Consider the following 22201-nt stretch of genomic DNA (forward strand, 5'->3'; position numbering starts at 1 on the left):
GCGGGGGGGTGGGCCGGTGCGCCGGCTTAGCGGGCATCCCCGCTTACGTAAGGCTGGCAGGGGCGCCGGCTAGCGCGGACCGGCGCCGGGCACCCCGGCTTGCTGGGACCGTGCCGCCGCCCCGGAGCGCGCAGGCGGCGCCCGCGCCCCAGCTTGCTCGGACCGAGCGCCCCCGGCTCACGCGGACCGGCGGGCACCCCGGCTTACCCGGGCCGAGCAGGCGCCCCGGCTTGCCTAGGGCGGGCAGGCACCCCGGCCACCCAAGCCCGGCGTGCACCCGGGACCACGCGGCCCCCGCGAGGCCCCCGCCCGCGCGGACCGGCACCCGCTCGCGCCCCCGTAACCTTTTACGCGTCCCCCGTCACCCTCGTACCGCTCAAGGAGTCCGATCGTGCTCGTCCTGCTGCCGCCGTCCGAAGGCAAGGCCTCTTCGGGGCGGGGCGCCCCGCTCAAGTTCGAGGCCCTGTCGTTGCCGGGGCTGGCGGAGGCGCGTCGGGCGGTGTTCGACGAGTTGGTCGAGCTGTGCGCCGCCGACGAGGAGAAGGCGCGGGACGTGCTCGGGCTGAGCGAGGGGCTGCGGGGCGAGGTCGCCAAGAACGCCGAGCTGCGCACCGCGGGTGCGCGTCCCGCCGGGGAGATCTACACCGGCGTGCTGTACGACGCGCTGGACCTCGCCTCTCTGGACGCCGCCGCCAAGCGCCGCGCCGCCCGCTCCCTGCTCGTCTTCTCGGGGCTGTGGGGTGCCGTCGGCGTCAGCGACAAGATCCCCTCCTACCGCTGCTCGATGGGCGTGAAGCTGCCGGGCCTCGGCGCCCTCGGCGCGTACTGGCGTACGCCGATGGCCGACGTCATGCCCGAGGCGGCGGGCGACGGGCTCGTCCTGGACCTGCGGTCGTCGGCGTACGCGGCGGCGTGGAAGCCGAAGGGCGAGATGGCCGGGCGGACGGCGACCGTGCGGGTGCTGCACGCGCAGCTGGTCGACGGGGTGGAGAAGCGGTCCGTGGTCTCCCACTTCAACAAGGCCACGAAGGGCCGGATCGTACGGTCCCTGCTGGCGACCGGCGCGCAGCCGAAGGACCCGGCCGAGCTGGTCGAGGTGCTGCGGGAGCTGGGGCACGTTGTGGAGGCGCAGGCGCCGGTGAGGGCGGGGAAGCCCTGGGCGTTGGATGTGGTGGTGCGGGACATCCACTGAGGCCGGCCCCCGAGCGCCGGGGGGTGTTGCAGAATGCGCAACGGCCTTTGCGCATGCTGTGGGAGCGGGGCAGGATTCCGGCATGCCGTCTGCGAAGCCCTCTGTCCTCGATCTCGCTCCCGTCGTGCCCGTGGTCGTCGTCCACGATCTCGACGACGCCGTGCCGCTGGCACGGGCCCTGGTGGCCGGCGGGCTGCCCGCGATCGAGGTGACGCTGCGGACGCCCGTCGCGCTCGACGCGATCCGGGCCATCGCCGCCGAGGTGCCGGAGGCGGTCGTCGGCGCCGGGACCGTGATCAGCGCGCGGAACGTGGCCGACGCCACGGCGGCCGGCGCCCGCTTCCTCGTCAGTCCGGGTTGGACGGACACGCTGCTGGAGGCCATGCGGGGGTCGGCGGTGCCGTTCCTGCCCGGGGTCTCCACGACCTCGGAGGTCGTGGCGCTGCTCGAACGCGGCGTCACCGAGATGAAGTTCTTCCCCGCGGCGGCGGCCGGCGGCACCGCCTATCTGAAGTCCCTCGGCGGCCCGCTCCCCCAGGCCCGCTTCTGCCCGACCGGCGGCATCACGGCCGGCACCGCGCCCTCGTACCTCGCGCTGGGCAACGTCGGTTGCGTGGGCGGCAGTTGGATGCTCCCCGCCGACGCCGTGGCCGCGCGGGACTGGGCCCGCGTCACGTCCCTGACGCGCGAGGCGGCCGCCCTGCGCTGAGCCCGGCCGGCGGGGCTAGCGCAGGTGCGAGGTGTCGTTCAGGAGGCGCAGCGAGGCGTTGCCGTCGGCGTAGTACGCCACCGCGGAGACCGAGGCCGCCGCGAGTTCCATGCGGAACAGGGACTCCGGCGGGGCGCCGAGCGCGAGGCGCACCAGCGTCTTGATGGGCGTGACGTGCGTGACGAGCAGGACCGTGCGGCCCGCGTACGCCTTGGTCAGCCGGTCGCGTGCGGCCGCGACCCGGTGGGCGACCGTCGCGAACGACTCGCCGCCCGGCGGCGCCGCCTCCGGTGAGGCCAGCCAGGCGGTCAGCTGCTCGGGGTGGCGCTCGCGCACCTCACCGAAGGTCAGCCCCTCCCAGGCGCCGAAGTCCGTCTCGCGCAAGCCCTCTTCGACGCTGACGTCGAGTCCGAGGCGGGCGGCGACGGCGTGGGCGGTCTCCCGGCAACGCCTGAGCGGCGAGGAGACGATGGCCTGGATGGTGCCGCGCGCGGCGAAGGCGGCCGCGGCGCGGCGCGCCTGCTCGCGCCCCACGTCCGACAGGGACGGGTCGGAGCCGCCGCTCCCGGAGAACCTCTTCTGGGGCGTGAGCGCGGTCTCGCCGTGCCGCAGCAGTACGAAGGTGGCGGGCGCCCCGAGATCGGCGGACGCCCCCCAGCCGACGGACGGCGTCCGCGCGACACTCCCCGCCGCCCGCCGATCGCCCCTCTCCGCGCCGCCGACAGCGGTCACCGCGGAGGCGTCGGCCGCAGCGGTTACGCCGGCTGCGTCGGTTGCGTCGGCCGCAGCGGTCGCGCCAGCCGCGTCGGTCGCGCCGCCCGCACCGGCCACGCCGTTCGCGCCAGCCGCGTCGGTCGCGTCGGTCGCGTCGGTCGCGTCAGCCGCATCGGGCACGTCGGTCGCGTCAGCCGCATCGGGCACGTCGCTCGCGTCAGCCACGCCAGCCACGTCGGTCGCACCGCCCACACCGGCCGCCTCGGTCGTGCCAGCAACGCTGGTCCCGTCAGACCCGTCAGACCCGTCAGACCCATCAGACCCGCCAGACCCACCGGCCCCGCTGGTCCCGCCCCTCACATCGGCCGAGCCCGACGCGGCGGACCACGTCTGCGAGCCGCCCATACGGGAGGCGGACGAGGCCGAGGCGTCGGGGCCCGACGTTCCCGCCGCCAAGGCCTCCGCGAGGGCCGCCCGCGCCTTGGCCGCGCCCGCTGCCGCGTCCCCCGGCGGGTCCGCCGGCCCGGACGTCGCCGCCGTTCGCGCGGCGCCGGCGTCGAGGTCCGCCGTGGACGCCGCCGGCGACCACCGCTCGCCCCGCTTGCCCGCGTCCATCGCCTCGTTCGCGAGCCGGTCCGCGTGCTTGTTGCGCTCGCGCGGGATCCACTCGTACGTCACCTGGGACGGCGGGAAGACCCGCGCGGCCTCGGCGGCGAGCGGCTTCATGGCGGGGTGCTTGATCTTCCAGCGGCCCGACATCTGCTCGACGACGAGCTTGGAGTCCATGCGGACCCGCACCGAGGCCGCCGGGTCCAGCCGGTGGGCCGCCTTCAGGCCGGCCACCAGGCCTTTGTACTCCGCGACGTTGTTCGTCGCGACGCCGATGTACTCGGCGGCCTCCATCAGGGTCTCCCCCGTGGCCGCGTCGATGACCACGGAGCCGTAGCCGGCGGGCCCCGGGTTGCCCCGGGAGCCGCCGTCGGCCTCGACGATGAACTCGCGCACGGCCGGCGGTCCCTACAGGCCGGACTCGGACGTGCGGATCAGGATGCGGCGGCAGTTCTCGCAGCGCAGGACGGTGTCCGGGGAGGCCGCCTTCACTTCGTTGACCTCGGTGATGTTGAGCTCCAGGCGGCAGCCCTCGCAGCGCCGCTGGTAGAGCTTGGCCGCGCCGACGCCGCCCTGCTGCCCGCGGAGCTTGTCGTAGAGCTTGAGCAGGTCGGCCGGGATCGAACCCGCCACGACCTCGCGCTCCTTGGTGACCGTCGCGGCCTCGCCGTCCAGCTCCTTGAACGCGGCGTCCCTGCGGCCCGTCGCGTCATCGATCTTCGACTGGACGGAGGAGACCCGGCCGGTCAGCTCGGCGACCCGCTCCTGCGCGGACTCGCGGCGCTCCATGACCTCCAGGACGACGTCCTCCAGGTCACCCTGGCGCTTGGCGAGGGAGACGATCTCCTTCTGGAGGTTCTCCAGGTCCTTGGGCGAGGTGACCGCGCCGGAGTCCAGGCGCTGCTGGTCGCGGTTGGCGCGCTGGCGGACCTGGTCGACGTCCTGCTCCGCCTTGGTCTGCTCGCGGGCGCAGTCGCTCTCCTCGGTCGTCGCGGCGACGAGCAGGTCGCGCAGCTGCGTCAGGTCCTTGGTCAGCGAGTCGATCTCGTCGTGCTCGGGCAGCGACCTCTTCTTGTGCGCGAGCTGCTGGAGACGCGTGTCCAGGGTCTGGAGGTCGAGAAGGCGGATCTGGTCGGCGGGCGCGGCGTTCAGTTGGGGGCTCCTGTGGATCGAGAGGTGGGAGAGTGGGTGGACGCCGCGTGGGCGGTCCAGGGGTCGGTGACCGTGTGCGAGACGTGGACGCGAAGTCCCCATCCGTTCCGGTCGGAGATCTCGTCGAGCTGGGCTGCGGCCAGCTCGCACCAGGGCCACTCGGTGGCCCAGTGGGCGGCGTCGAGCAGCGCGAGCGGCGTGCGCTCGCGGGCCTCGGACGCCGGATGGTGGCGCAGGTCGGCGGTGAGGAAGGCGTCCACGCCCGCGGCACGTACGTCGTCGAAGAGGCTGTCGCCGGAGCCGCCGCTGACCGCGATGGTCCTGATCGGCGCGTCCGGGTCGCCCGCGACGCGGATGCCCTGCGCGGTGGCGGGCAGCCGCCCGGCCGCGTGCGCGGCGAGTTCGGCGAGGGTCAGCGGGTGGTCGAGCTCGCAGATCCTGCCGAGTCCGCGGCGGCCATGCCGGTCGGCGGGGTCCGGCACGAGGGGGCGTACGACCCGCAGGTCGAGGGCGCCCGCGAGCGCGTCGGAGACGCCGGGGTCGGCGCGGTCGGCGTTGGTGTGCGCGACGTGCAGGGCGATGTCGTGCCTGATGAGGTCGTGGACGACGCGGCCCTTGAAGGTGGACGCCGCGACCGTCGTCGTGCCGCGCAGGTAGAGCGGGTGGTGGGTGACCAGGAGCTGGGCGCCCAGGCGCACCGCCTCGTCGGCGATCTCCTGGACCGGGTCGACGGCGAAGAGGACCCGGGAGACCTCCGCGTCGGGGTCTCCGCAGACCGTGCCGACCGCGTCCCAGCTCTCGGCCAGATCGGCGGGCCACAGGGCGTCGAGGGAGGCGATGACTTCAGACAGACGGGGCACGGGGAAAGGCTACCTTCCCGCCGTGACCGGCAGGTCTCCCGTGACGGACCGTGCCCGGGCGCCCACGGAGGGGTGGAGTGCACAACCTCCCCCCGCTTCTCAGGCGAACCGGGACATCTCCACCCATCCGTGTGAAGCGGACGGCCACCCATGCCACGCCAGTGCGGACGAAACTAGCTTCAGGGCCGGAGGTGGCACCGAAACGATGACAGCGGCAACGATCACGGTGGACGGTTCCTACGCGGCGCGGCTCGCCCGGCGGGGCGAAGCGTGGTTCCCCGAGCGCTGGACGCTCGACTCCCCCGAGCCCTACGTGGTGCCGCTGGCCGGCCACCAGCCCGAGGAGCCCGGCACCGAGGTGCTGCCGATGTCCGACGGCCGCGTCCTCATCCACCGGCTCGTGGCCGGACGGCACGCCTTCGCGCTGCTCTACCCGACGGGCCCGGAGACCGGCGAGGTGCCGCTCGGCTCCGTGGAGTGCGAGGGCACCCTGCGGCTGCTGCCGCCCGCCCCCTGCGGGACCCGCGCCTACGCCCTCGCGGTCGGCGCCCGCTCGACGGACGTCTGGCTGGTGGCGGGCGGCTCGTTCGGGCCCGAGCATGTCGCCGAGGTGCCGGGGCGCTGCTCGGGCGGGGTCTGGCTGGACCGCGCGGGGCGGCTGCTCGCCCTGGACCGGGAGTTCGGCGGCAACGTCAAGACGGTGGCGGTCGACCTGGAGCGCGGCGGCGAGGTCTCGCCGCTGCTCCAGATCACCGAGGAGAGCGACGACCGGCTGCTGCTCGCCGACGCCGACAGCGGCCTGCTCCTCATCCGCTCGAACGCGCCGGGCCACGACCGGCTCGGCTGGGGCGTGCTGGGCAGCGCCCTGCCGGTGCGCTTCCCGGAGTCGCTGCGGCTGGCGGACTGCGCGGTGACGCCGTTCGCGATCCAGCCGGGGCAGACGCTCCTGCCCGAGGGCTGCGCGGTGGCGCTGCGGATCGACGGCGCGGCGGGCACCTGGCTCGGCGTCTGGCGGCCCGCCGAGCGGCGCCTGCGTCAACTGCGCGCCCCCGAGGGGTGGTTGGCCGGATCGGGGCGCTGGACGAAGGACGGCGAGCTGCACCTTCCCTTTGTGACGCGTGCGGTGCCCTGCGGTGTCGCGCGGCTTCCCGCGCCCGCGCAGGACACTCCCGCGACGGTGCGGATCGAGCCGGCACCGCCCGCCCCGACCCGGCCCGTCCCGTTGCAGCAGGCACCCCTGACCGGCCGGGTGGCGGCCGGTTAGACTCGCTCGGTTGTACGAAGGATCTTCTTACGGGGTGAGTAACGAGATGTCGACCGAGACCAGTACGGAGACGCAGTGGGACACCGAGCGGTGGCAAGGGGCGCACGCCGCCTCGCAGGCCGGCGCCCACTCCGGCGCGGGTAGGCACCGGGGCCCGGTGGCCGAGCACGACGAGGCCACGGCGCCGCGGGGCCGCCACCGCAGGCAGCCGTCGGATTCCTGAGCGACGCGTCGCGCCGTGACCCGCGGCGCCTCGCGCAGAAGTCCCGCTCCCCTGCCGCCACGAGCGGCGCGGGGGGCGGGACTTTCCCGTCGCCGCCCCCCTTCTCTCGCCCTGTTGGTCAGCTCCTTTTGAGCCCGAGGATTTCGGCGGCCGCGAACGTCTCGTTCGGCGGGCGGCCCGCGTAGTACGGCGTGAGCAGCTCGTCCAGCTCGTCGTACGTGAACGCCTCCTTCGCCGCGTCGAACTTCGCCGCCACCTTGGGGCGTTCGACGACCGCGACCATGCCGCTGTGCACGACGAGCAGCTGGCCGTTGACCTTGGCGGCGGCGGGCGAGGCGAGATAGCCCACCAGGGGCGGGACGTGCTCGGGGGAGAGCGGGTCGAGGCGGCCGTCGGACGGTTCCTGGAAGCCCTGGAAGACGTCCTCGGTCATGCGGGTGCGCGCCCGGGGGCAGATCGCGTTGGCCGTCACGCCGTATTTGGCGAGCGCCAGCGCCGTCGACGTCGTCAGACCGACGATGCCGCCCTTCGCCGCCGCGTAGTTGGGCTGGCCCGCCGATCCGGCGAGGAAGGCCTCCGATGAGGTGTTGACGATCCGCCCGTACACCGGCCCGCCCGCCGCCTTGGAGCGCTCGCGCCAGTGGGCGGACGCGAAGCGGGTGGTGTTGAAGTGACCCTTGAGGTGGACACGGACGACCGAGTCCCACTCGTCCTCGCTCATCGAGAAGATCATCCGGTCCCGCAGGATGCCCGCGTTGTTGACGAGGATGTCCAGCTTCCCGTACGTCTCGATCGCCAGCTCGATCAGGGCGTGCGACTGTTCGTGGTCGGCGACGTCGCCGGTGTGGGCGACGGCGTGCCCGCCCGCGGCCCGGATCTCCTCGACGACCTCCTCGGCGGGCGCCGCCGACGCCTCGCCGGAACCGTCGCGGCCCGGCCGGCCGAAGTCGTTGACGACGACGCTCGCGCCGAGCCGGGCCAGTTCCAGGGCCTCGGCGCGCCCGAGCCCGCGGCCGGCGCCGGTGACGATCGCGGCCAGGCCCTCAAGTGGCAGTGACATCTTTGTCCTCCCGGATCTACTGCGGTCCCTCAGATCCCCTGCGGCCTCTCGGATCCCGGACGGCCCCTCAGATCTCGATGCACGTGCGCAGGGCGGTCCCGGTCCGCATCTGCTCCAGGGCCTCGTTGATCTCGCCGAGCCGCACGCGGTGGGTGATCATGCGCTCCAGGTCGATGCGGCCCGCCCGCCACAGCGCGATGGCCCGCTCGTACGAGCGCAGGACGTCACCCCCGCCGTACAGGGAGGGCAGGATCCGCTTCTCGTCGAAGAACAGCTCGAACATGTTGAGCCGCAGGTGGTCGTCCATGGCCCCGGCGCCGACGACGCACAGCGTGCCGCCGCGCCGCGTCGCCTCGTACGCCGTGCGGGCCGTGGCGGACCTGCCGACGACCTCGAAGACGTAGTCGAAGCCCTCGCCGCCGGTGATCCGCTGCTTGGCGTCCGTCAGCTCCTCGGGGGCGACGGCCTCCGTCGCGCCGAACCCGAGGGCGGCCTCGCGGCGCGCGGCGACCGGGTCGACCGCGACGATCTGGGCCGCGCCCTTGAGCCGGGCACCCTGGATCGCGGAGACGCCGACGCCGCCGCAGCCGATGACCGCGACGGAGGAACCGGCCGCGACGTCGGCGGTGTTGATGGCCGCGCCGAGCCCCGTGGTCACCCCGCAGCCGATGAGGGCCGCGACGTCGAAGGGCACGTCGTCGGGGATCGGCACGGCGCACCCGGCGTCCACCACGACCTCCTCGGTGAACGTGCCGGTGCCCGCAAAGCCGAAGACGTCTCCCCCGGGGCGCCTGAAGTTGGGGGTGCCCGCGTTCAGGAAACCGGCGAGGCACAGATGGGTCTCGCCGCGCCTGCAGGCGGGGCAGGTGCCGCACGCGGGCAGCCAGCAGATCAGGGCCCGGTCGCCCGGCGCGAGGCCCCGCACGCCCTCGCCCACCTCGATGATCTCGCCGGCGCCCTCGTGGCCGGGGACGAAGGGCGCGGGCTGCGGCAGCACGCCGCTCATCGCGGAGACATCCGAGTGGCACAGGCCGGTGGCCCGGACCCGGATGCGCACCTTGCCGGGGCCAAAGCCCAGCGCCTCGACGTCGTCGAGGACCTCCAGCTTGTCCTGGCCTGTCTCGTGCAGTACGGCTGCGCGCATGGCGCGGCCTCCTCTCGTACGAAGAAGACTCGGTGAAGCCGGTACAGCGGGTGAAGCCGGTGGCGCAGTGGCGTGCCGGGCGGGGGTCAGGCGTACTCGACGACGGTGTCGGCGAGGACCGGTGCGTCGTCCCGCTCGACCGCCGTGACCGCCGCCGCCACGCGGCCCTCGCCCCGCCACATGCGGATCCGCAGGGTCTCGCCGGGGAAGACGATCCCGGTGAAGCGCGTGCCGTACCCGCGCACCCGGGACACGTCGCCGCCGAGCAGGGTGTCGACGACGGCCTTGAGCGTCATGCCGTAGGTGCACAGGCCGTGCAGGATCGGCCTGTCGAATCCGGCGAGCTTCGCGAACTCGGGGTCGGCGTGCAGGGGGTTCCAGTCGCCGGAGAGGCGGTAGAGCAGCGCCTGGTCCTCGCGGACGGGCCGCTCGACCTCCAGGTCGGGCTCGCCCTCGGGGGCGGGCGGCCGGTCGGCGGGGCCGCGGTCGCCGCCGAAGCCGCCTTCGCCGCGTACGTAGATCTGCGCGTCGCTCGTCCACAGCGGGCCCTCGGTGTCGGCGACCTCGGTGCGCAGGACGAGGACGGCGGCCTTGCCCTTGTCGTACACCGCGGCGACCCGGGACGTGGAGAGCGCCTCGCCCCGGACGGGCAGGGGGCGGTGCAGGGTGAGGGCCTGGCCGCCGTGCAGCACCGCGGCCAGGTCCACCTCGACGCCGGGCGCAAAGAGCCCGCCGACCACGCCCATGCCGGCGCCGGCGACGGTGGCGAAGCTGGGCAGGACGTGCAGCCGGGACTCCAGGGTGTAGCGCAGTTCGGCGGGGTCGGTGGCGGGCAGGCCCGCGCCGAGGCCCAGGTGGTAGAGCTGGACGTCCTTGTGGTCCCAGGCGATCTCGGTCGTCCGGGGTTCGGCGGCCACGGCCTTCGCGGCGTCAATGGGCATGGGGTGGCGACTCCTTGAGCTCCTGGGGCGACGGCGGAAGACCTCGGTGCGACCGTCCGCACCGTCGACCGCACCGAGGCCGCAACCGGGCCGTTCTAGAACGCGTTCCAGTCCGGCGTCCCATGTATAGCCGAGGCGCGGGGAGTTGGGAAGGCCATTGACAGGACGTCAGGTGAGGCGGGCACCGGTGACTTTTGTCCCGGCCGGGCCGGCACAGGCGTACCGGCCGGGTCGGGACAACCGCATCTGCCGCCGCCGCGCCCCGCTCCGTACCGTCGTCACCATGAGAACGACATCCCAGGACACGCCCGCCCGGCCGGATCGCGCCCGGCGGTTCCCCGGCCGGGGGGCCGGCGCGGGGAGCCGGCTCGCCCGGGCCCGCGCCCGGGTCCGCGCCCATGCCCGCGCCCGAAAGGGGTGCGGCCGCACGGGGCCCGAGGAGCTGGGGCCGCCCAACGGCTTCGCGATGCTGCCCTGGCTCCTGATGGGCATGGGCTCCTTCTCCAACCTCCTCCAGGGCAGGACCCCGAACCCCTGGATCGGCGGCCTCGGTCTGCTCGCCTTCAACTCCCTGTACATCACCGTCGTCTTCCGGGCCTTCGTCAAGGAGGCGCGGCAGGCCCGGCGGACGCGGTGGCTGCTGGCCGGGCTCACCGCGATCACCCTGGGCCTCGCCCTCGGTTACGGCGGGAGCTGGCTGATGTTCTTCCCCCTGCTGGGCCTGGCCACCGGCTCGGTGCTGCGGGGCCGGCAGCTCGCACCGGCGGCCTTCGGGCTGAGCGTCGCCGCCGCGGTCGTCGGCGGGGTGCGCGAGGGCTGGGAGGCGACCGGCATCGCGTACGGCACGTTCCTGTCCGTCATGGTGACGGCGGCGATCCTCGCCCTGTCGGAGACCGTCAAGGACCTGCGCGCCGCCCGCGAGGAGCTGGCCCGCGCCGCCGTCGAGAAGGAACGCCTGCGCTTCTCCCGCGACCTGCACGACCTGCTCGGGCACACGCTCTCGGTGATCGTCGTCAAGGCGGAGGCCACCCGGCGTCTGGCCCCCCGCGACCTGGCCGCGGCGCTCGGCCAGGTCACCGACATCGAGGCCGTCGGACGGCAGGCGCTCACCGAGATCCGCGAGGCCGTCACCGGCTACCGCGAGGGCAGCCTCGCCACCGAACTCGACCGCGCCCGCGACCTCCTGGAGGCCGCCGGTGTCGAGGCGGCCGTCCGTCAGTCGGGGCCGCCGCTCGCCCCGCCGACGGCGGCGCTGCTCGGCTGGGTGGTGCGCGAGTGCGCCACCAACGTCGTACGGCACGCCGGGGCCACCCGCTGCGAGATCGAGGTCTCCGGCGGCGCCGGGCAGGCCCGCCTGGTGATCGCCGACGACGGGCGCGGCGAGGGGGCGGGGCCGCCCGGCAGCGGGCTGAAGGGCCTGGCCGAACGGCTCGCGGCGGCGGGCGGCTCCCTCGCCTCGGGCCCGGTGGCCGGATCAGGCTTCCGGGTGACGGCCGTGCTGCCGGTCACCGAGCCGGATCCGGCCACCGGAACCGTCCGTCAGAAGCAGATCGTGGCGGACGGGGTGGCGTAGAGGTCCCGGTAGCAGGGCGGCAGGTCGCGCTCGCCCAGGGAGTTGACGGCGCTGACGACGTACTTGGGCCGGTCCTGCCTCTCCTGCGGGTAGCCGGGTCCGGCGTCGGCGGCCGCGGTGGCCGCGCCGCCGAGCAGGGAGGTGGCGGCCAGCGCCAGAGCGGCGAGTGCGGTCCGTGCACGCATGATTCCTCCAGTGGGAAGCAAGGGAAAGGTCACCCAGCACCCTGGCCGTCGGCGCCGCCCGCGGGCCTCGGGCACACGGGAGGTCACCCGATCGCCCCGCGCGTCTCACCCGAGTGCCCCCGGCGCGGCCCCTCTCCCGTCACCCGCCCGCCCCGCCGCCCGTCCTATTCTCTTCCCGTGACAGAGATGCCCCGGGACCACCGCCCGGCGAAATCCGTGAGAGTCCTGCTCGCCGAGGACCAGGGCATGATGCGCGGCGCGCTCGCGCTGCTGCTGGGCATGGAGAAGGACATCGAGGTCGTCGCCCAGGTCGGCGCGGGCGACCTCATCGTGGACGCGGCCCTGACCGCCCGCCCCGACGTGGCGCTGCTGGACATCGAGCTGCCGGGCCGCAGCGGCCTGGACGCCGCCGCCGACCTGCGCGAGGAGTGCCCCGACTGCCGGGTCCTGATCCTCACCACGTTCGGCAGGCCCGGGTATCTGCGCCGCGCCATGGAGGCGGGCGCCGTCGGCTTCCTCGTCAAGGACGGGCCCGTCGAGGAGCTGGCCGAGGCGATCCGCCGGGCGCTGCGGGGCGAGACCGTCGTCGACCCGGGGCTCGCCGCGGCCGCGCTGAGCGCCGGCCCCAGCCCGCTGACCGGCCGGGAGAGTGACGTGCTCAAGGCGTCGGTGGACGGCGCCACCGTCGCCGACATCGCGGGCGAGCTGTGCCTGTCGGAGTCGACCGTGCGGAACTACCTCTCCGCGGCCATCGGCAAGACGGGCACCCGCAACCGCATGGAGGCGGTACGGGAGGCCCGGCAGCGCGGCTGGCTCTAGACCGGCGCAGGCGCTACTCGGAGGCCTGGGCCGCCCGCTTCGTCCCCGGCATCCACAGCAGCAGGACCACCACGCCCGCCAGCAGGATGAACCCGCTCGTGCGGAACGCCATGGCGTAGCCGTCCGTCAGGGCCTGGCGCGAGGTCGAGCCGTCCATCCGGGCGGCGGCCACCGTGGAGAGCACCGCGAGGCCGAGCGCGCCGCCCATCGTGCGGGAGGTGTTGACCAGGCCCGAGACGAGTCCGGCGTCACCGGGCGCCGCCCCCGAGGTGGCCAGCGAGGCGAGCGGGGTCGTGGCGAGGCCCGCGCCGAACATCATCACGATGCCGGGCAGCATGATCGAGGTGACGTACGACCCGTCGACGGTCATCGCCGACTGCCAGCCGAAGCCGGCGGCGGCCACCACGATGCCGAGCACGGAGACGTTCTTCGCGCCGAGCACCGGCATCACGCGGGGCGCCAGCATCGAGCCGAGGACGATGGTGAGGGAGGACGGGATGAGGGCGAGGCCGGCCTTCAGCGGGGAGTAGCCGAGGACGTTCTGGGCGTACAGCGTCATGAACATCCACATGGCGAACATTCCGGCGCCGCACACGAACATCGCGGCGTTCGCCGCCGACACCGAGCGCACCCGGAACAGCTTCAGCGGCATCAGCGGCACCTTGGTGCGCGCCTCCACCACGAGGAAGGCGCCGAGCAGCGCGAGCCCGGCCGCGAGCGGCACCAGCGTCGCGGCCGCCGTCCAGCCCTTCTCCTCGGTCTGCACGATGCCGTACGCGAGGGTGGCGAGCCCGGCGGTGACGAGCACCGCGCCCGGCACGTCGAGGCGGCGGGCCTGTCCCGCCCTGCTCTCGGTGAGCCAGGCCAGGCCCGCGACGATCACCAGTGCGCCGATCGGTACGTTGATCAGGAGCACCCAGCGCCAGGAGAGCAGGTCGGTCAGGACCCCGCCGACCAGGCCGCCGGCCGCGCCGCCGCCCGCGCCGACCGCGGACCAGACGCCGATCGCCCGTATCCGGGCCGGGCCCTCGGGCACCGCGGAGGTCAGGATCGTCAGCGTCGAGGGCGCGAGGACCGCGGCGCCGAGTCCCTGCACGGCCCGCGCCACGAGGAGCTGCCAGTCGGCCTGCGCGAGCCCGCCGCCGAGCGAGGCGGCGGTGAACAGGCCGAGGCCGAGCAGGAACATCCGCTTGCGTCCGAAGAGGTCGCCGGCCCGTCCGCCGAGCAGCATGAAGCCCGCGAAGGCGATGGAGTAGGCGTTGACGACCCACTGGAGTCCGATGGCGCTCATGCCGAGGTCGGCCCGCATCGAGGGCAGCGCGGTGTTGACCACCGACACGTCGAGGACGACCAGGAACTGGCCGGCGCAGGCGGTGAGCAGGACCGCCCACACCGGCACCGGCCTCTTGGGCGGGGCGGTGGCGGGTGCGGTGGTGTAAGCGGCGGAAGGCGTCGGGACCATGACACCCATCCTCTCAAGCCCCGGAAGCGGACCGCATCGGAAATTGGCTGCACGCGTCCGGGCCGAAGGGCCTAGGTCCGAGGGGTCCGACGCCCCTGGGGCCCGTCTGACGATTCCCGTCCGCCTAGGGCGTGTTTCGAAAGTCCCGTCTGCCTGGCGGGCGGACGACGCTACTTCCGAAACACGCCCTAGCGCCGCAGCAGCGTCACCACCGCCGCGCCGCCGAGGCCGATGTTGTGCGCGAGGCCCACCCGGGCGCCGGTGACCTGCCGGGCCCCGGCCTCGCCGCGCAGCTGCCAGGTCAGCTCCGCGATCTGCGCGATGCCCGTCGCGCCGAGCGGGTGCCCCTTGGAGATCAGGCCGCCGGAGGGGTTCACGACCCAGCGTCCGCCGTAGGTCGTCGCGCCGCTCTCCACCAGCTCGCCCGACTCGCCGGGGGCGCACATGCCGAGCGCCTCGTACGTCAGGAGTTCGTTGACGGAGAAGCAGTCGTGCAGCTCGACGACGTCCACGTCCTCGATGCCGAACCCCGCCCTCTCGTGGGCCCGCCGCGCCGCCTCCCGCGACATCGGCTGCCCGACCACGTCGACGCAGGAGCCGGAGGCGAAGGACTCCGCGGTGTCGGTGGTCATCGCCTGGGCCGTGATCTCCACGGCCCGCTCCGCCAGGCCGCGGCGCTCCACGAACCGTTCGGAGGCGACGACCGCGGCGGCCGCGCCGTCCGAGGTCGGGGAGCACTGGAGCCGGGTGAGCGGCCGGTGGACGGTCTTGGCCGCGAGGACCTCGTCCACGCTGTACACGTCCTGGAACTGGGCGTACGGGTTGTTCGCCGAGTGCCGGTGGTTCTTGGCGCCGACCGCGGCCAGCTGCGCCTCGGTCGTGCCGTACCTCTCCATGTGCTCGCGGGCCGCGTCGCCGAAGATCTGCGCGGTGGGCGGGGTCGGGTCGAAGCCGTGCCGGGCGGCCATGATCCCGTAGTGGCGGGCGACCGGGGACGTCTTGAAGTCGCCCTCGCCGCCGCCCCCGAGCGGGCCGCGCGCCATCTTCTCGAAGCCGAGCGCCAGTACGCAGTCCTCCAGACCGCCCTCGACGAACTGCCGGGCCATCATCAGCGCGGTGGACCCGGTGGCGCAGTTGTTGTTCACGTTGTAGACGGGGATGCCGGTCAGACCCAGTTCGTAGACGGCGCGCTGCGCGGCGGTCGAGGGCTGGAAGCAGTGGCCGACGCAGGCCTGCCCGATGGCGTCGTAGGCGAGGCCGGCGTCCCCGAGGGCCTTGGTGCCGGCCTCCTTCGCCATGTCCCAGTACTGCCATTCGCGCGCCCCGGGCTTCTCGAACCGGGTCATTCCGACGCCGACGACGTAGCTCTTCACGAAGCGCTCTCCTTCGGTCACGGGAGCGCGACAGAGTAGAACACGTTCCATTGTGACGGAAGGTCAGAGGCTCCGCCGATCCGGAGCGTCCGGGGATCCACGGCCTCCCGGAGCGCCCGGACGAGGGGCCGGTCAACAGAAGGTCAAGAGTTCCCCTCGTACGACATTCATCGGAATAGTCGCCCGGGGAAACAAGTTCGAGCTACACGTATCTCCTGCCCGACCGACCCCCGCCGGGTCCGACTTCCGCCTCGGAGGCCCCACGCAATGTCGATGACGACGACCCACCCACGCGGCATACGCGGAGTCGTCCCCGTACTCGCCTTCTCCGGCATCGTCGTCGCGGTGATGCAGACCCTGCTCGTGCCGGTGATCAAGGACCTGCCGGCCCTGCTGGACACCGCCCCCTCGAACGCCACCTGGGTCATGACGGCCACGCTCCTCGCGGGCGCCGTCGCCACCCCGATCATGGGGCGCCTCGGCGACCTCTTCGGCAAGCGCAGGATGCTGCTCTCCAGCCTCGCCGTGATGGTCGTCGGCTCGCTGGTCTGCGGTTTCACCGACGATCTGCTCGTGATGATCGTCGGCCGCGCGCTCCAGGGCTTCGCCATGGGCGCCATCCCGCTCGGCATCGGCCTGATGCGCGACCAGCTGCCCCGCGAGAAGCTCGGCTCCGCGATGGCCCTGATGAGCTCCTCCATCGGCGTCGGCGGCGGCCTCGCGCTGCCGCTCGCCGCGCTCACCGCGCAGCACGCCGACTGGCACGCCCTGTTCTTCGGCGCCGCGGGCCTCGGCGTCCTCGCGATGCTGCTGACCGTCGTCTTCGTGCCGGAGAGCCCGATGCGGGCCGAGGGCACCTTCGACGTGCTCGGCGCGATCGGCCTCTCGGCGGGGCTCGTGCTCTTCCTGCTGCCCATCACCAAGGGCAGCGACTGGGGCTGGACCTCGGGCACCACGCTCGGCCTGTTCGCCGCCGCGGCCGTCGTCCTGCTCCTGTGGGGCGTGATGGAGCTGCGCGTCACGGCGCCGCTGGTGGACCTGCGCACCACCGCCCGCCGCTCGGTGCTCTTCACCAACCTCGCCTCGATCATGGTCGGCGTCGCCTTCTACGCCGTCTCGCTCGTCCTGCCGCAGCTGCTCCAGCTGCCCGCCGCCACCGGCTACGGCCTCGGGCAGTCGATGGTCGTCGCGGGCCTGTGCGTGATGCCGCTCGGCCTGACGATGATGTTCACCGCGCCGCTCTACGCCCGCCTCTCGGCGAGGTACGGCCCGAAGACGACCCTCATCCTCGGCATGCTGATCATCGCGGTCGGCTACGGCGCGGGCCTCGGCCTGATGAGCGCCGCCTGGCAGACGATCGTCATCGCGGTGGTCCTCGGCGCGGGCATCGGCCTCGCCTACTCCTCGCTGCCCGCGCTCATCATCGGCTCCGTCGACCCGTCCGAGACGGGCGCGGCCAACGGCCTCAACACCCTGATGCGCTCCATCGGCACCTCGGTGTCCTCCGCCGTGATCGGCATGGTCCTCGCCAACACCGCGGACCACGTCGGCGGCGTCGCCGTGCCCACCATGCACGGCTTCCGCGTCTCCTTCCTGATCGCGACGGGCGCGGTCGTCATCGGCCTGCTCTTCGCCCTGCTGCTGCCCTCCGCGCGCCGCCCCACCACCACGCAACTGCGCGCCAGCAGCGAGGAGGACGCCAACCTGGAGCGCGCGACCGAGGCCCTCACGGGTTTCCGGGGCCGGGTGCACAGCGCGGACGGCGCCCCGCTGGCCCGCGCGAAGGTGACGCTGATCGACCGCCGCGGCAAGCAGGCGGGCGCCGCCCTCACCGACGCCGAGGGCAACTACGCCCTGGCCGTCCCCGCCGACGGCTCCTACGTCCTCGCGGCCACCGCCGCCGGCCACGCGCCGCGCGCCTCGGCGGCCGCCCACGACGGGGGCGAGCAGCCGGTGCGGGTCGACCTGGCCCTGTCCGGCTCCGCCGATTCCGACGCACTGCCGGTCTGACCCGATAGGCGTACGCACGCACCCCCGTCACCCGGATGGCGGGGGCGCCGTGCATCATGGGCGGCCAGACCCGCGTACGACCTGGAGGAACCCCATGGCCGCCGAGCCCGAGCCCACGCCGGAGACCCTCGCCGCGTTCGAGGCCGCCAAGGGCTTCATGCCGCGCGGCGAGGGGCTCGCCCTGTACGCGGCCGCCGTCCGGGCCGGCGCGCTCGGGCTCCCGCTCCTGGAGGTCGGCACGTACTGCGGGCGCTCCACGATCCTGCTCGCCGACGCGGCCCGGCGGGCCGGGGTGAGCGCGGTCACCGTGGACCATCACCGCGGCAGCGAGGAGCAGCAGCCGGGCTGGGAGTACCACGACCCCCGAACGGTCGATCCCGAGGTCGGCCTGATGGACACGCTGCCCACCTTCCGGCGCACGCTGCACCGGGCGGGCCTGGAGGAGCACGTCATCGCCGTCGTCGGCCGCTCGCCGCAGGTGGCGCAGGTGTGGGGCGGGGCGCTCGGCCTGGTCTTCATCGACGGCGGCCACACCGACGAGCACGCCACCGCGGACTACGAGGGCTGGGCGCCGCACCTCGCCGAGGGCGGCCTGCTCGCCATCCACGACGTGTTCCCCGACCCCGTCGACATCATGACCGGCCAGGCCCCCTACCGGGTCTATCTGCGGGCTCTGGCGTCCGGCGCGTTCACGGAGGTCTCGGCCACGGACTCGCTGCGCGTGCTGCGGCGAACGGGAGCGGGGATGTGACCGCGCGACTAGGCTCGCCCTCGTGTCGTACGTAGGTCCGGAATTCGATCCGTCCCAGCCGCCCAGGCGCCGCCTCGGTCACCCGCTGACCGTGGCGGTGGCCGCGCTGGTGCCCACCTGCCTGGCCGGATGGCTGGTCTATCAGGCGACCGGCGGTGAGGGCGGCGGCCCCGCGCGAGCGCTGCCGGCGTCCCCGAGCGCCTCGGCCACCGCCTCCGCCGACGGGTCCCTGCCCCACGGCGGCGACTCCCCCGCCCCGTCGAAATCCGGCAAGGGGAAGGAAAAGGACAAGGACGGCAAGGGCGACGGCAACGATTCGACCACGAAGCCGTCCACGCACGCCCCGGCCCCCAACGGCCCCCTCAAGGGGAAGGTCGTCGTCGTCGACCCCGGCCACAACGAGGGCAACTTCCGGCACACCGCCGAGATCAACCGCCAGGTCGACATCGGCACCAACCGCAAGGAGTGCGACACCACGGGCACGTCCACGAACGACGGTTACACCGAGGCGAAGTTCACCCTGGACGTGGCCCGCCGCCTGCGGACCCTGCTCCAGGAGCAGGGCGCCACCGTCACGTTCACCCAGGACGGCGACCGCCCCTGGGGCCCCTGCGTCGACGAGCGCGCCCGGATCGGCAACGAGGCCCGCGCGGACGCGGTGATCTCCCTGCACGCCGACGGCTCGGGCGTGGGCAACCGCGGCTTCCACGTGATCCTGCCCGCGAAGGTGAAGGGCGGCGCGGCCGACACCTCCGCGATCGTCGCGCCCTCCAAGGAGTTGGGCGAGCGCGTCGCGGGGAAGTTCGTCGCCGCGACCGGCAGCGCCCCCTCCAACTACGTCGGCGGCGGCACCGGCCTCGACGTCCGCAGCGACCTCGGGGGCCTCAACCTGTCGACCGTGCCGAAGGTGTTCATCGAGTGCGGCAACATGCGGGACCCGCAGGACGCGGCGCTCCTGAAGAGCGGCGAGTGGCGGCAGAAGGCGGCGCAGGGCATTTCCGAGGGAATCGGCGGATTCCTGCGGCGGTAGCTCGGAGACGTCCGCGTATCAATACGTGCACGTCTTTATCCCGAGCAGACACCCCCTGTGTACGGACGATATTGTCCTCCCTACGATGAGGGGCCACCCCCGCGCTTCGCGCACCGCGGCACGAACGCGACTACGGCGACAGCGACGCCTCCACTGACGAGACGACTGACGAAGGACCTGAAGTGAATTTCCGCTCCCTCACTCGAGGCGACGGCGTGGTGATCGGAGCAGCGGTGTTGCTCTTCATTGCCTCGTTCCTCGACACCTTTGACGCCGACGGCGCCGACAGCGACAAGCTGCCCAACGCCTGGGACAACGGCAACCTGCTGCTGAGCGTGTACCTGCTCGGCATCATCGGTGCGGTGCTCATCGTCCTGGGCCGCGCGCTGCCGCAGCAGCGCAAGGTCGCGGGCCTGGACCTCGGCCAGCTCGGTGTGGCCTTCGCCATCGCGGCCGCCTGGAGCTCGCTCGGCGCGATCTTCGACACCGACCAGTCCTACAACTTCTTCTTCGACAGCGGCATCGGTCGAGGCGACTCCCCCGACGCCGGTGTCGGCCTCATCCTGGGCCTGATCGCCGCTCTCGTCCTCGCCGCCGGCGCGGTCGCGACGCTGGTCGTCCCGGCCCTGAAGGCCCCCCTCATGGGTGCCCCGCGACCGGCCGCCCCCGGCCCCTACGGCGGTCAGCCGCAGGGTGGCTACGGCTACCCGGGCGCGGGCCAGCCGCAGGCGGGCGCCCCCTACGGGCAGCCCGGCCAGCCGCAGGGCCAGTCCTTCGGCGGTCAGCCGCAGCCGCAGGCCGGGCAGACCCCGCCGCCCGCGCAGGCGCAGGCCTCCGGCGACTTCTCGCCGTTCTGGTTCGCCGTGCCGGTGCCGCGTCCGCTGTACGCGGAGGACGGCTCGTCCACGCCGATCGCCGAACTGGCGCCCGGCACCTGGTACTTGGCCGTGGAGCAGCGCGGTCCCGGCCTGGTGGCCCAGACGCAGGACGGCCGTCGCGGCGTCCTGCAGGACACCACGGGGATCCAGCGCGGCTGACCCTCTCGGCGCCTCGCGGCCCCTCGCCCTTCCGGGTGGGGGGCCGTTGTCGTACAGTCGCCCCCTCGCAGTGGACTGACGCTTCGTCAGGTTTGGACGGTGACCGGGAGGGCGTATGCGGCTCGGGCTCGCACTCGGCTACTGGGGGCGCGGCCCCGACCCTCGCCATGTCGCCCTCGCCCAGGAGGCCGAGCGGCTCGGCTACGACTCGGTGTGGACGGCCGAGGCCTGGGGCTCGGACGCCTTCACGCCGCTGACCTGGATCGCGGCCCGGACCTCGCGGATCCGGCTGGGCACGGCCGTCGCGCAGATGGCGGCGCGCTCTCCCGTCACCACGGCCATGCACGCCCTCACGCTCGACCATCTGTCCGGGGGCCGGATGCTGCTGGGGCTCGGTCTTTCCGGGCCGCAGGTGGTGGAGGGCTGGTACGGGCGGCCGTTCCCGAAGTCGCCGCTGACCGCGACGCGCGAGTACGTCGAGGTGGTCCGCCAAGTGCTGCGCCGACAGGGACCGGTGGAGCTGGCCGGGCGGTTCCACGCCCACCCCTACCGGGGCGCGGACGGCACCGGCCTCGGCAAGGCGCTCAAGCCGATCACCCATCCGCTGCGGGCCGACCTGCCCGTGCTGCTCGGCGCCGAGGGGCCCAAGAACGTCGCGCAGACGACGCGGATCGCGGACGGCTGGCTGCCGCTGTACTGGTCGCCGACGCGCCCCGAGGTGTACGAGGCCTCGCTGAGCGGGCTGCGGGAGGGCTTCACGATCGCCCCGATGGCGCGGGCCGAGGTGTGCGACGACGTCGCCGAGGGCCTGCTTCCCGTCAAGGCCATGCTGGGCTTCTACATCGGCGGCATGGGGCACGCGGCCCGCAACTTCCACGCCGACCTGATGGCACGGATGGGGTACGCGCGGGAGGCCCTGCGCGTCCAGGAGCTGTTCTCGGCGGGGCGCAGGGAGGAAGCCGTGCTGGCCGTACCGGACGCCTTCGCGGACGAGATCTCCCTGGTCGGCCCCCGCGAACGGATCGCGGAACGCCTTCGGCTGTGGCGCGCGGGCCCGGTCACCGACCTGCTGGTCCTCGCCCCGGACCCGCACACCCTGCGCGTACTGGCCGACCTCAACTCGTAGTCGTCGCCTAGCCCTTGCTCAGCTCGCCCGCCGAGGGCACCTTGTCCTTGACCTCCGCGCCCGCGCCCTTGCCCGCGTCCTTCACGGAGTCGATGACGCCGTCGAAGGAGTTGACGATCGAGTCCGTGGACTCGCCCTTGCGGAGTTTGGACGGCAGGTCCTTCAGCGCGTCGATGCCGGCGGTGAGCGGTGCCACGGCCTTGGCGAGGGCCGGGTCGCCCTGCGCGTTCTTGGTCGCCGCCTTCAGCCTGTTGTACGTGAACGCGCCCGCGAGGCCCGCCTTGACCAGGGCGATCCGCCGGCCGTCGGCGCCCTTCTTGAACTTGCCCGCGCGAAACGGCTTCACGATCCACTGGTAGGTCGCCCCGGCCGCGAGGCCCGCGTTGGCGACGAACCGCGTCTTGGCGAACTTCTGCTTCTCGGCGCTGCTGCTGGCCGAGGGGGCGGCGGCCTCGGCGTCCTTGTCGTCGCCGCCGCAGGCCGTCGCGCCGACGAGCAGGGTGCAGCACAGGGTGAGGGAGACTCCGGCACGGCGGACGGATACGGGGCTGGGCACGGCAGCGGCCTCCAGGGGTGAGCGGTCCTCACCGCAGCCTCACCCCCGGCGCGGGGCGCCGCCAGCGGGGCGGACCCGAACGGGTTCGAACAGAGCCCGTCCGGGTACGCGGAGCCCATGTCTCCCACGCGGCACTCCCACGGCAGCACAGCGGCACGGGTCATCGCGCTCGTCGCCGACGTCATGGCCGGCATCCTCGGCCTGTGGATCCTGATGTACCTGCTGGACGCGAACCGCGCCAACGACCTCGTCCAGGTCGTCCACGACGTGGCCCGCTGGCTCGCCGGCTGGTCGCACGATCTGTTCACCTTCGACGAGACCTGGGCCAGGGTCGTCGCGGGCTACGGCCTCGCGGCGGTGGTCTACCTGCTGGTCGGCCACGCCGTCGCGGGCCGCCTGCGCCGGTACTGA

At 73.7% G+C, this 22201-nt stretch carries 22 protein-coding genes; 12 read left to right on the plus strand and 10 right to left on the minus strand.

Going from position 1 to position 22201, the window contains the following annotated elements; translation table 11 throughout:
* Window positions 1-391 precede the first annotated feature (391 nt).
* Together yaaA and eda are read left to right on the plus strand one after the other, a co-directional pair.
* Window positions 392-1192, plus strand: coding sequence for a peroxide stress protein YaaA (gene yaaA / locus ACZ516_RS02640; protein WP_469008146.1), 801 nt, complete (start codon window positions 392-394; stop codon window positions 1190-1192).
* An 82-nt stretch (window positions 1193-1274) separates the two neighbouring features.
* The gene (gene eda / locus ACZ516_RS02645) at window positions 1275-1901 is read left to right on the plus strand and encodes a bifunctional 4-hydroxy-2-oxoglutarate aldolase/2-dehydro-3-deoxy-phosphogluconate aldolase (protein WP_469008147.1); all 627 of its coding nucleotides are present in this window, start codon (window positions 1275-1277) and stop codon (window positions 1899-1901) included.
* Window positions 1902-1916: 15 nt separating this feature from the next.
* Here eda and ACZ516_RS02650 read toward each other — a convergent pair whose 3' ends face one another.
* The 3 genes from ACZ516_RS02650 to ACZ516_RS02660 are packed head-to-tail and all read right to left on the minus strand — an operon-like array spanning window position 1917 to window position 5236.
* A complete protein-coding gene (locus tag ACZ516_RS02650) occupies window positions 1917-3620 on the minus strand; it encodes a bifunctional RNase H/acid phosphatase (protein WP_469008149.1) in 1704 nt (567 codons plus the stop codon).
* 12 nt (window positions 3621-3632) lie between these two features.
* Entirely contained in the window at window positions 3633-4376 is a 744-nt protein-coding gene (locus ACZ516_RS02655) for a zinc ribbon domain-containing protein (protein ID WP_358580013.1), read from the minus strand.
* Entirely contained in the window at window positions 4373-5236 is an 864-nt protein-coding gene (locus ACZ516_RS02660; RefSeq protein WP_358579924.1) for a Nif3-like dinuclear metal center hexameric protein, read from the minus strand. The genes ACZ516_RS02655 and ACZ516_RS02660 overlap by 4 nt, the downstream gene beginning before the upstream one ends.
* Window positions 5237-5441: 205 nt before the next feature.
* Between ACZ516_RS02660 and ACZ516_RS02665 the strand changes: the two genes are divergently transcribed.
* Together ACZ516_RS02665 and ACZ516_RS02670 are read left to right on the plus strand one after the other, a co-directional pair.
* Window positions 5442-6500 carry a hypothetical protein gene (locus tag ACZ516_RS02665; RefSeq protein ID WP_361080742.1) on the plus strand — a complete coding sequence of 353 codons (1059 nt, stop codon included), beginning with the start codon at window positions 5442-5444 and terminating at the stop codon, window positions 6498-6500.
* Between the two features lie 34 nt (window positions 6501-6534).
* Window positions 6535-6723 carry a hypothetical protein gene (locus tag ACZ516_RS02670; RefSeq protein WP_361080744.1) on the plus strand — a complete coding sequence of 63 codons (189 nt, stop codon included), beginning with the start codon at window positions 6535-6537 and terminating at the stop codon, window positions 6721-6723.
* A 118-nt stretch (window positions 6724-6841) separates the two neighbouring features.
* On the opposite strand, the gene ACZ516_RS02675 is transcribed toward ACZ516_RS02670, so the two are convergent.
* The 3 genes from ACZ516_RS02675 to ACZ516_RS02685 all read right to left on the minus strand — a co-directional run bounded on the left by ACZ516_RS02675 (window position 6842) and on the right by ACZ516_RS02685 (window position 9868).
* Complete coding sequence (locus tag ACZ516_RS02675; RefSeq protein WP_469008150.1) at window positions 6842-7783, minus strand: 3-oxoacyl-ACP reductase; 942 nt, start codon at window positions 7781-7783, stop codon at window positions 6842-6844.
* A gap of 67 nt (window positions 7784-7850) precedes the next feature.
* Window positions 7851-8927, minus strand: coding sequence for a Zn-dependent alcohol dehydrogenase (locus ACZ516_RS02680; RefSeq protein WP_469008151.1), 1077 nt, complete (start codon window positions 8925-8927; stop codon window positions 7851-7853).
* 86 nt (window positions 8928-9013) lie between these two features.
* On the minus strand, window positions 9014-9868 hold the full coding sequence (locus tag ACZ516_RS02685; protein ID WP_361080750.1) for a MaoC/PaaZ C-terminal domain-containing protein: 855 nt from the start codon (window positions 9866-9868) through the stop codon (window positions 9014-9016).
* Between the two features lie 283 nt (window positions 9869-10151).
* Between ACZ516_RS02685 and ACZ516_RS02690 the strand changes: the two genes are divergently transcribed.
* Complete coding sequence (locus tag ACZ516_RS02690; RefSeq protein WP_361080752.1) at window positions 10152-11441, plus strand: sensor histidine kinase; 1290 nt, start codon at window positions 10152-10154, stop codon at window positions 11439-11441.
* Here the strand turns inward: ACZ516_RS02690 and ACZ516_RS02695 are convergent.
* On the minus strand, window positions 11408-11626 hold the full coding sequence (locus ACZ516_RS02695; RefSeq protein ID WP_361080754.1) for a hypothetical protein: 219 nt from the start codon (window positions 11624-11626) through the stop codon (window positions 11408-11410). The two genes, ACZ516_RS02690 and ACZ516_RS02695, sit on opposite strands and share 34 nt — an antisense overlap.
* A 186-nt stretch (window positions 11627-11812) precedes the next feature.
* On the opposite strand from ACZ516_RS02695, the gene ACZ516_RS02700 reads away from it, so the two are divergent.
* Window positions 11813-12445 carry a response regulator gene (locus ACZ516_RS02700; protein WP_469008702.1) on the plus strand — a complete coding sequence of 211 codons (633 nt, stop codon included), beginning with the start codon at window positions 11813-11815 and terminating at the stop codon, window positions 12443-12445.
* A gap of 13 nt (window positions 12446-12458) precedes the next feature.
* On the opposite strand, the gene ACZ516_RS02705 is transcribed toward ACZ516_RS02700, so the two are convergent.
* Together ACZ516_RS02705 and ACZ516_RS02710 are read right to left on the minus strand one after the other, a co-directional pair.
* A complete protein-coding gene (locus ACZ516_RS02705) occupies window positions 12459-13907 on the minus strand; it encodes an MFS transporter (protein ID WP_469008153.1) in 1449 nt (482 codons plus the stop codon).
* A gap of 188 nt (window positions 13908-14095) precedes the next feature.
* Window positions 14096-15280: a lipid-transfer protein gene (locus ACZ516_RS02710; protein WP_358913270.1), complete on the minus strand. Its 1185-nt coding sequence runs from the start codon at window positions 15278-15280 to the stop codon at window positions 14096-14098.
* A gap of 267 nt (window positions 15281-15547) precedes the next feature.
* On the opposite strand from ACZ516_RS02710, the gene ACZ516_RS02715 reads away from it, so the two are divergent.
* The 5 genes from ACZ516_RS02715 to ACZ516_RS02735 all read left to right on the plus strand — a co-directional run bounded on the left by ACZ516_RS02715 (window position 15548) and on the right by ACZ516_RS02735 (window position 21234).
* On the plus strand, window positions 15548-17290 hold the full coding sequence (locus ACZ516_RS02715; RefSeq protein ID WP_361080760.1) for an MFS transporter: 1743 nt from the start codon (window positions 15548-15550) through the stop codon (window positions 17288-17290).
* Between the two features lie 94 nt (window positions 17291-17384).
* Window positions 17385-18041 (plus strand): class I SAM-dependent methyltransferase, encoded by a 657-nt coding sequence (locus ACZ516_RS02720; protein ID WP_469008154.1) that lies wholly within the window; start codon window positions 17385-17387, stop codon window positions 18039-18041.
* Window positions 18042-18063: 22 nt separating this feature from the next.
* Window positions 18064-19071 carry an N-acetylmuramoyl-L-alanine amidase gene (locus ACZ516_RS02725; protein ID WP_469008156.1) on the plus strand — a complete coding sequence of 336 codons (1008 nt, stop codon included), beginning with the start codon at window positions 18064-18066 and terminating at the stop codon, window positions 19069-19071.
* Window positions 19072-19253: 182 nt separating this feature from the next.
* Window positions 19254-20108: a hypothetical protein gene (locus ACZ516_RS02730; RefSeq protein WP_361080766.1), complete on the plus strand. Its 855-nt coding sequence runs from the start codon at window positions 19254-19256 to the stop codon at window positions 20106-20108.
* 115 nt (window positions 20109-20223) lie between these two features.
* A complete protein-coding gene (locus ACZ516_RS02735; protein WP_469008157.1) occupies window positions 20224-21234 on the plus strand; it encodes an LLM class F420-dependent oxidoreductase in 1011 nt (336 codons plus the stop codon).
* A gap of 7 nt (window positions 21235-21241) precedes the next feature.
* Here ACZ516_RS02735 and ACZ516_RS02740 read toward each other — a convergent pair whose 3' ends face one another.
* Window positions 21242-21790 carry a hypothetical protein gene (locus tag ACZ516_RS02740; RefSeq protein ID WP_361080770.1) on the minus strand — a complete coding sequence of 183 codons (549 nt, stop codon included), beginning with the start codon at window positions 21788-21790 and terminating at the stop codon, window positions 21242-21244.
* A gap of 117 nt (window positions 21791-21907) precedes the next feature.
* Between ACZ516_RS02740 and ACZ516_RS02745 the strand changes: the two genes are divergently transcribed.
* The gene (locus ACZ516_RS02745; protein ID WP_358579962.1) at window positions 21908-22201 is read left to right on the plus strand and encodes a hypothetical protein; all 294 of its coding nucleotides are present in this window, start codon (window positions 21908-21910) and stop codon (window positions 22199-22201) included.

This window comes from Streptomyces sp. NPDC034037, from assembly GCF_055575715.1.

What these genes read in the sequence shown, in the direction of transcription:
- eda (WP_469008147.1), top strand. Translation starts at nt 1,275, where the DNA reads ATGCCGTCTGCGAAGCCCTCTGTCCTCGATCTCGCTCCCGTCGTGCCC.
- ACZ516_RS02665 (WP_361080742.1), top strand. Translation starts at nt 5,442, where the DNA reads ATGACAGCGGCAACGATCACGGTGGACGGTTCCTACGCGGCGCGGCTC.
- ACZ516_RS02675 (WP_469008150.1), bottom strand. Translation starts at nt 7,783, where the DNA reads ATGTCACTGCCACTTGAGGGCCTGGCCGCGATCGTCACCGGCGCCGGC.
- ACZ516_RS02680 (WP_469008151.1), bottom strand. Translation starts at nt 8,927, where the DNA reads ATGCGCGCAGCCGTACTGCACGAGACAGGCCAGGACAAGCTGGAGGTC.
- ACZ516_RS02685 (WP_361080750.1), bottom strand. Translation starts at nt 9,868, where the DNA reads ATGCCCATTGACGCCGCGAAGGCCGTGGCCGCCGAACCCCGGACGACC.
- ACZ516_RS02690 (WP_361080752.1), top strand. Translation starts at nt 10,152, where the DNA reads ATGAGAACGACATCCCAGGACACGCCCGCCCGGCCGGATCGCGCCCGG.
- ACZ516_RS02695 (WP_361080754.1), bottom strand. Translation starts at nt 11,626, where the DNA reads ATGCGTGCACGGACCGCACTCGCCGCTCTGGCGCTGGCCGCCACCTCC.
- ACZ516_RS02700 (WP_469008702.1), top strand. Translation starts at nt 11,813, where the DNA reads ATGCCCCGGGACCACCGCCCGGCGAAATCCGTGAGAGTCCTGCTCGCC.
- ACZ516_RS02705 (WP_469008153.1), bottom strand. Translation starts at nt 13,907, where the DNA reads ATGGTCCCGACGCCTTCCGCCGCTTACACCACCGCACCCGCCACCGCC.
- ACZ516_RS02715 (WP_361080760.1), top strand. Translation starts at nt 15,548, where the DNA reads ATGTCGATGACGACGACCCACCCACGCGGCATACGCGGAGTCGTCCCC.
- ACZ516_RS02720 (WP_469008154.1), top strand. Translation starts at nt 17,385, where the DNA reads ATGGCCGCCGAGCCCGAGCCCACGCCGGAGACCCTCGCCGCGTTCGAG.
- ACZ516_RS02735 (WP_469008157.1), top strand. Translation starts at nt 20,224, where the DNA reads ATGCGGCTCGGGCTCGCACTCGGCTACTGGGGGCGCGGCCCCGACCCT.
- ACZ516_RS02745 (WP_358579962.1), top strand. Translation starts at nt 21,908, where the DNA reads ATGTCTCCCACGCGGCACTCCCACGGCAGCACAGCGGCACGGGTCATC.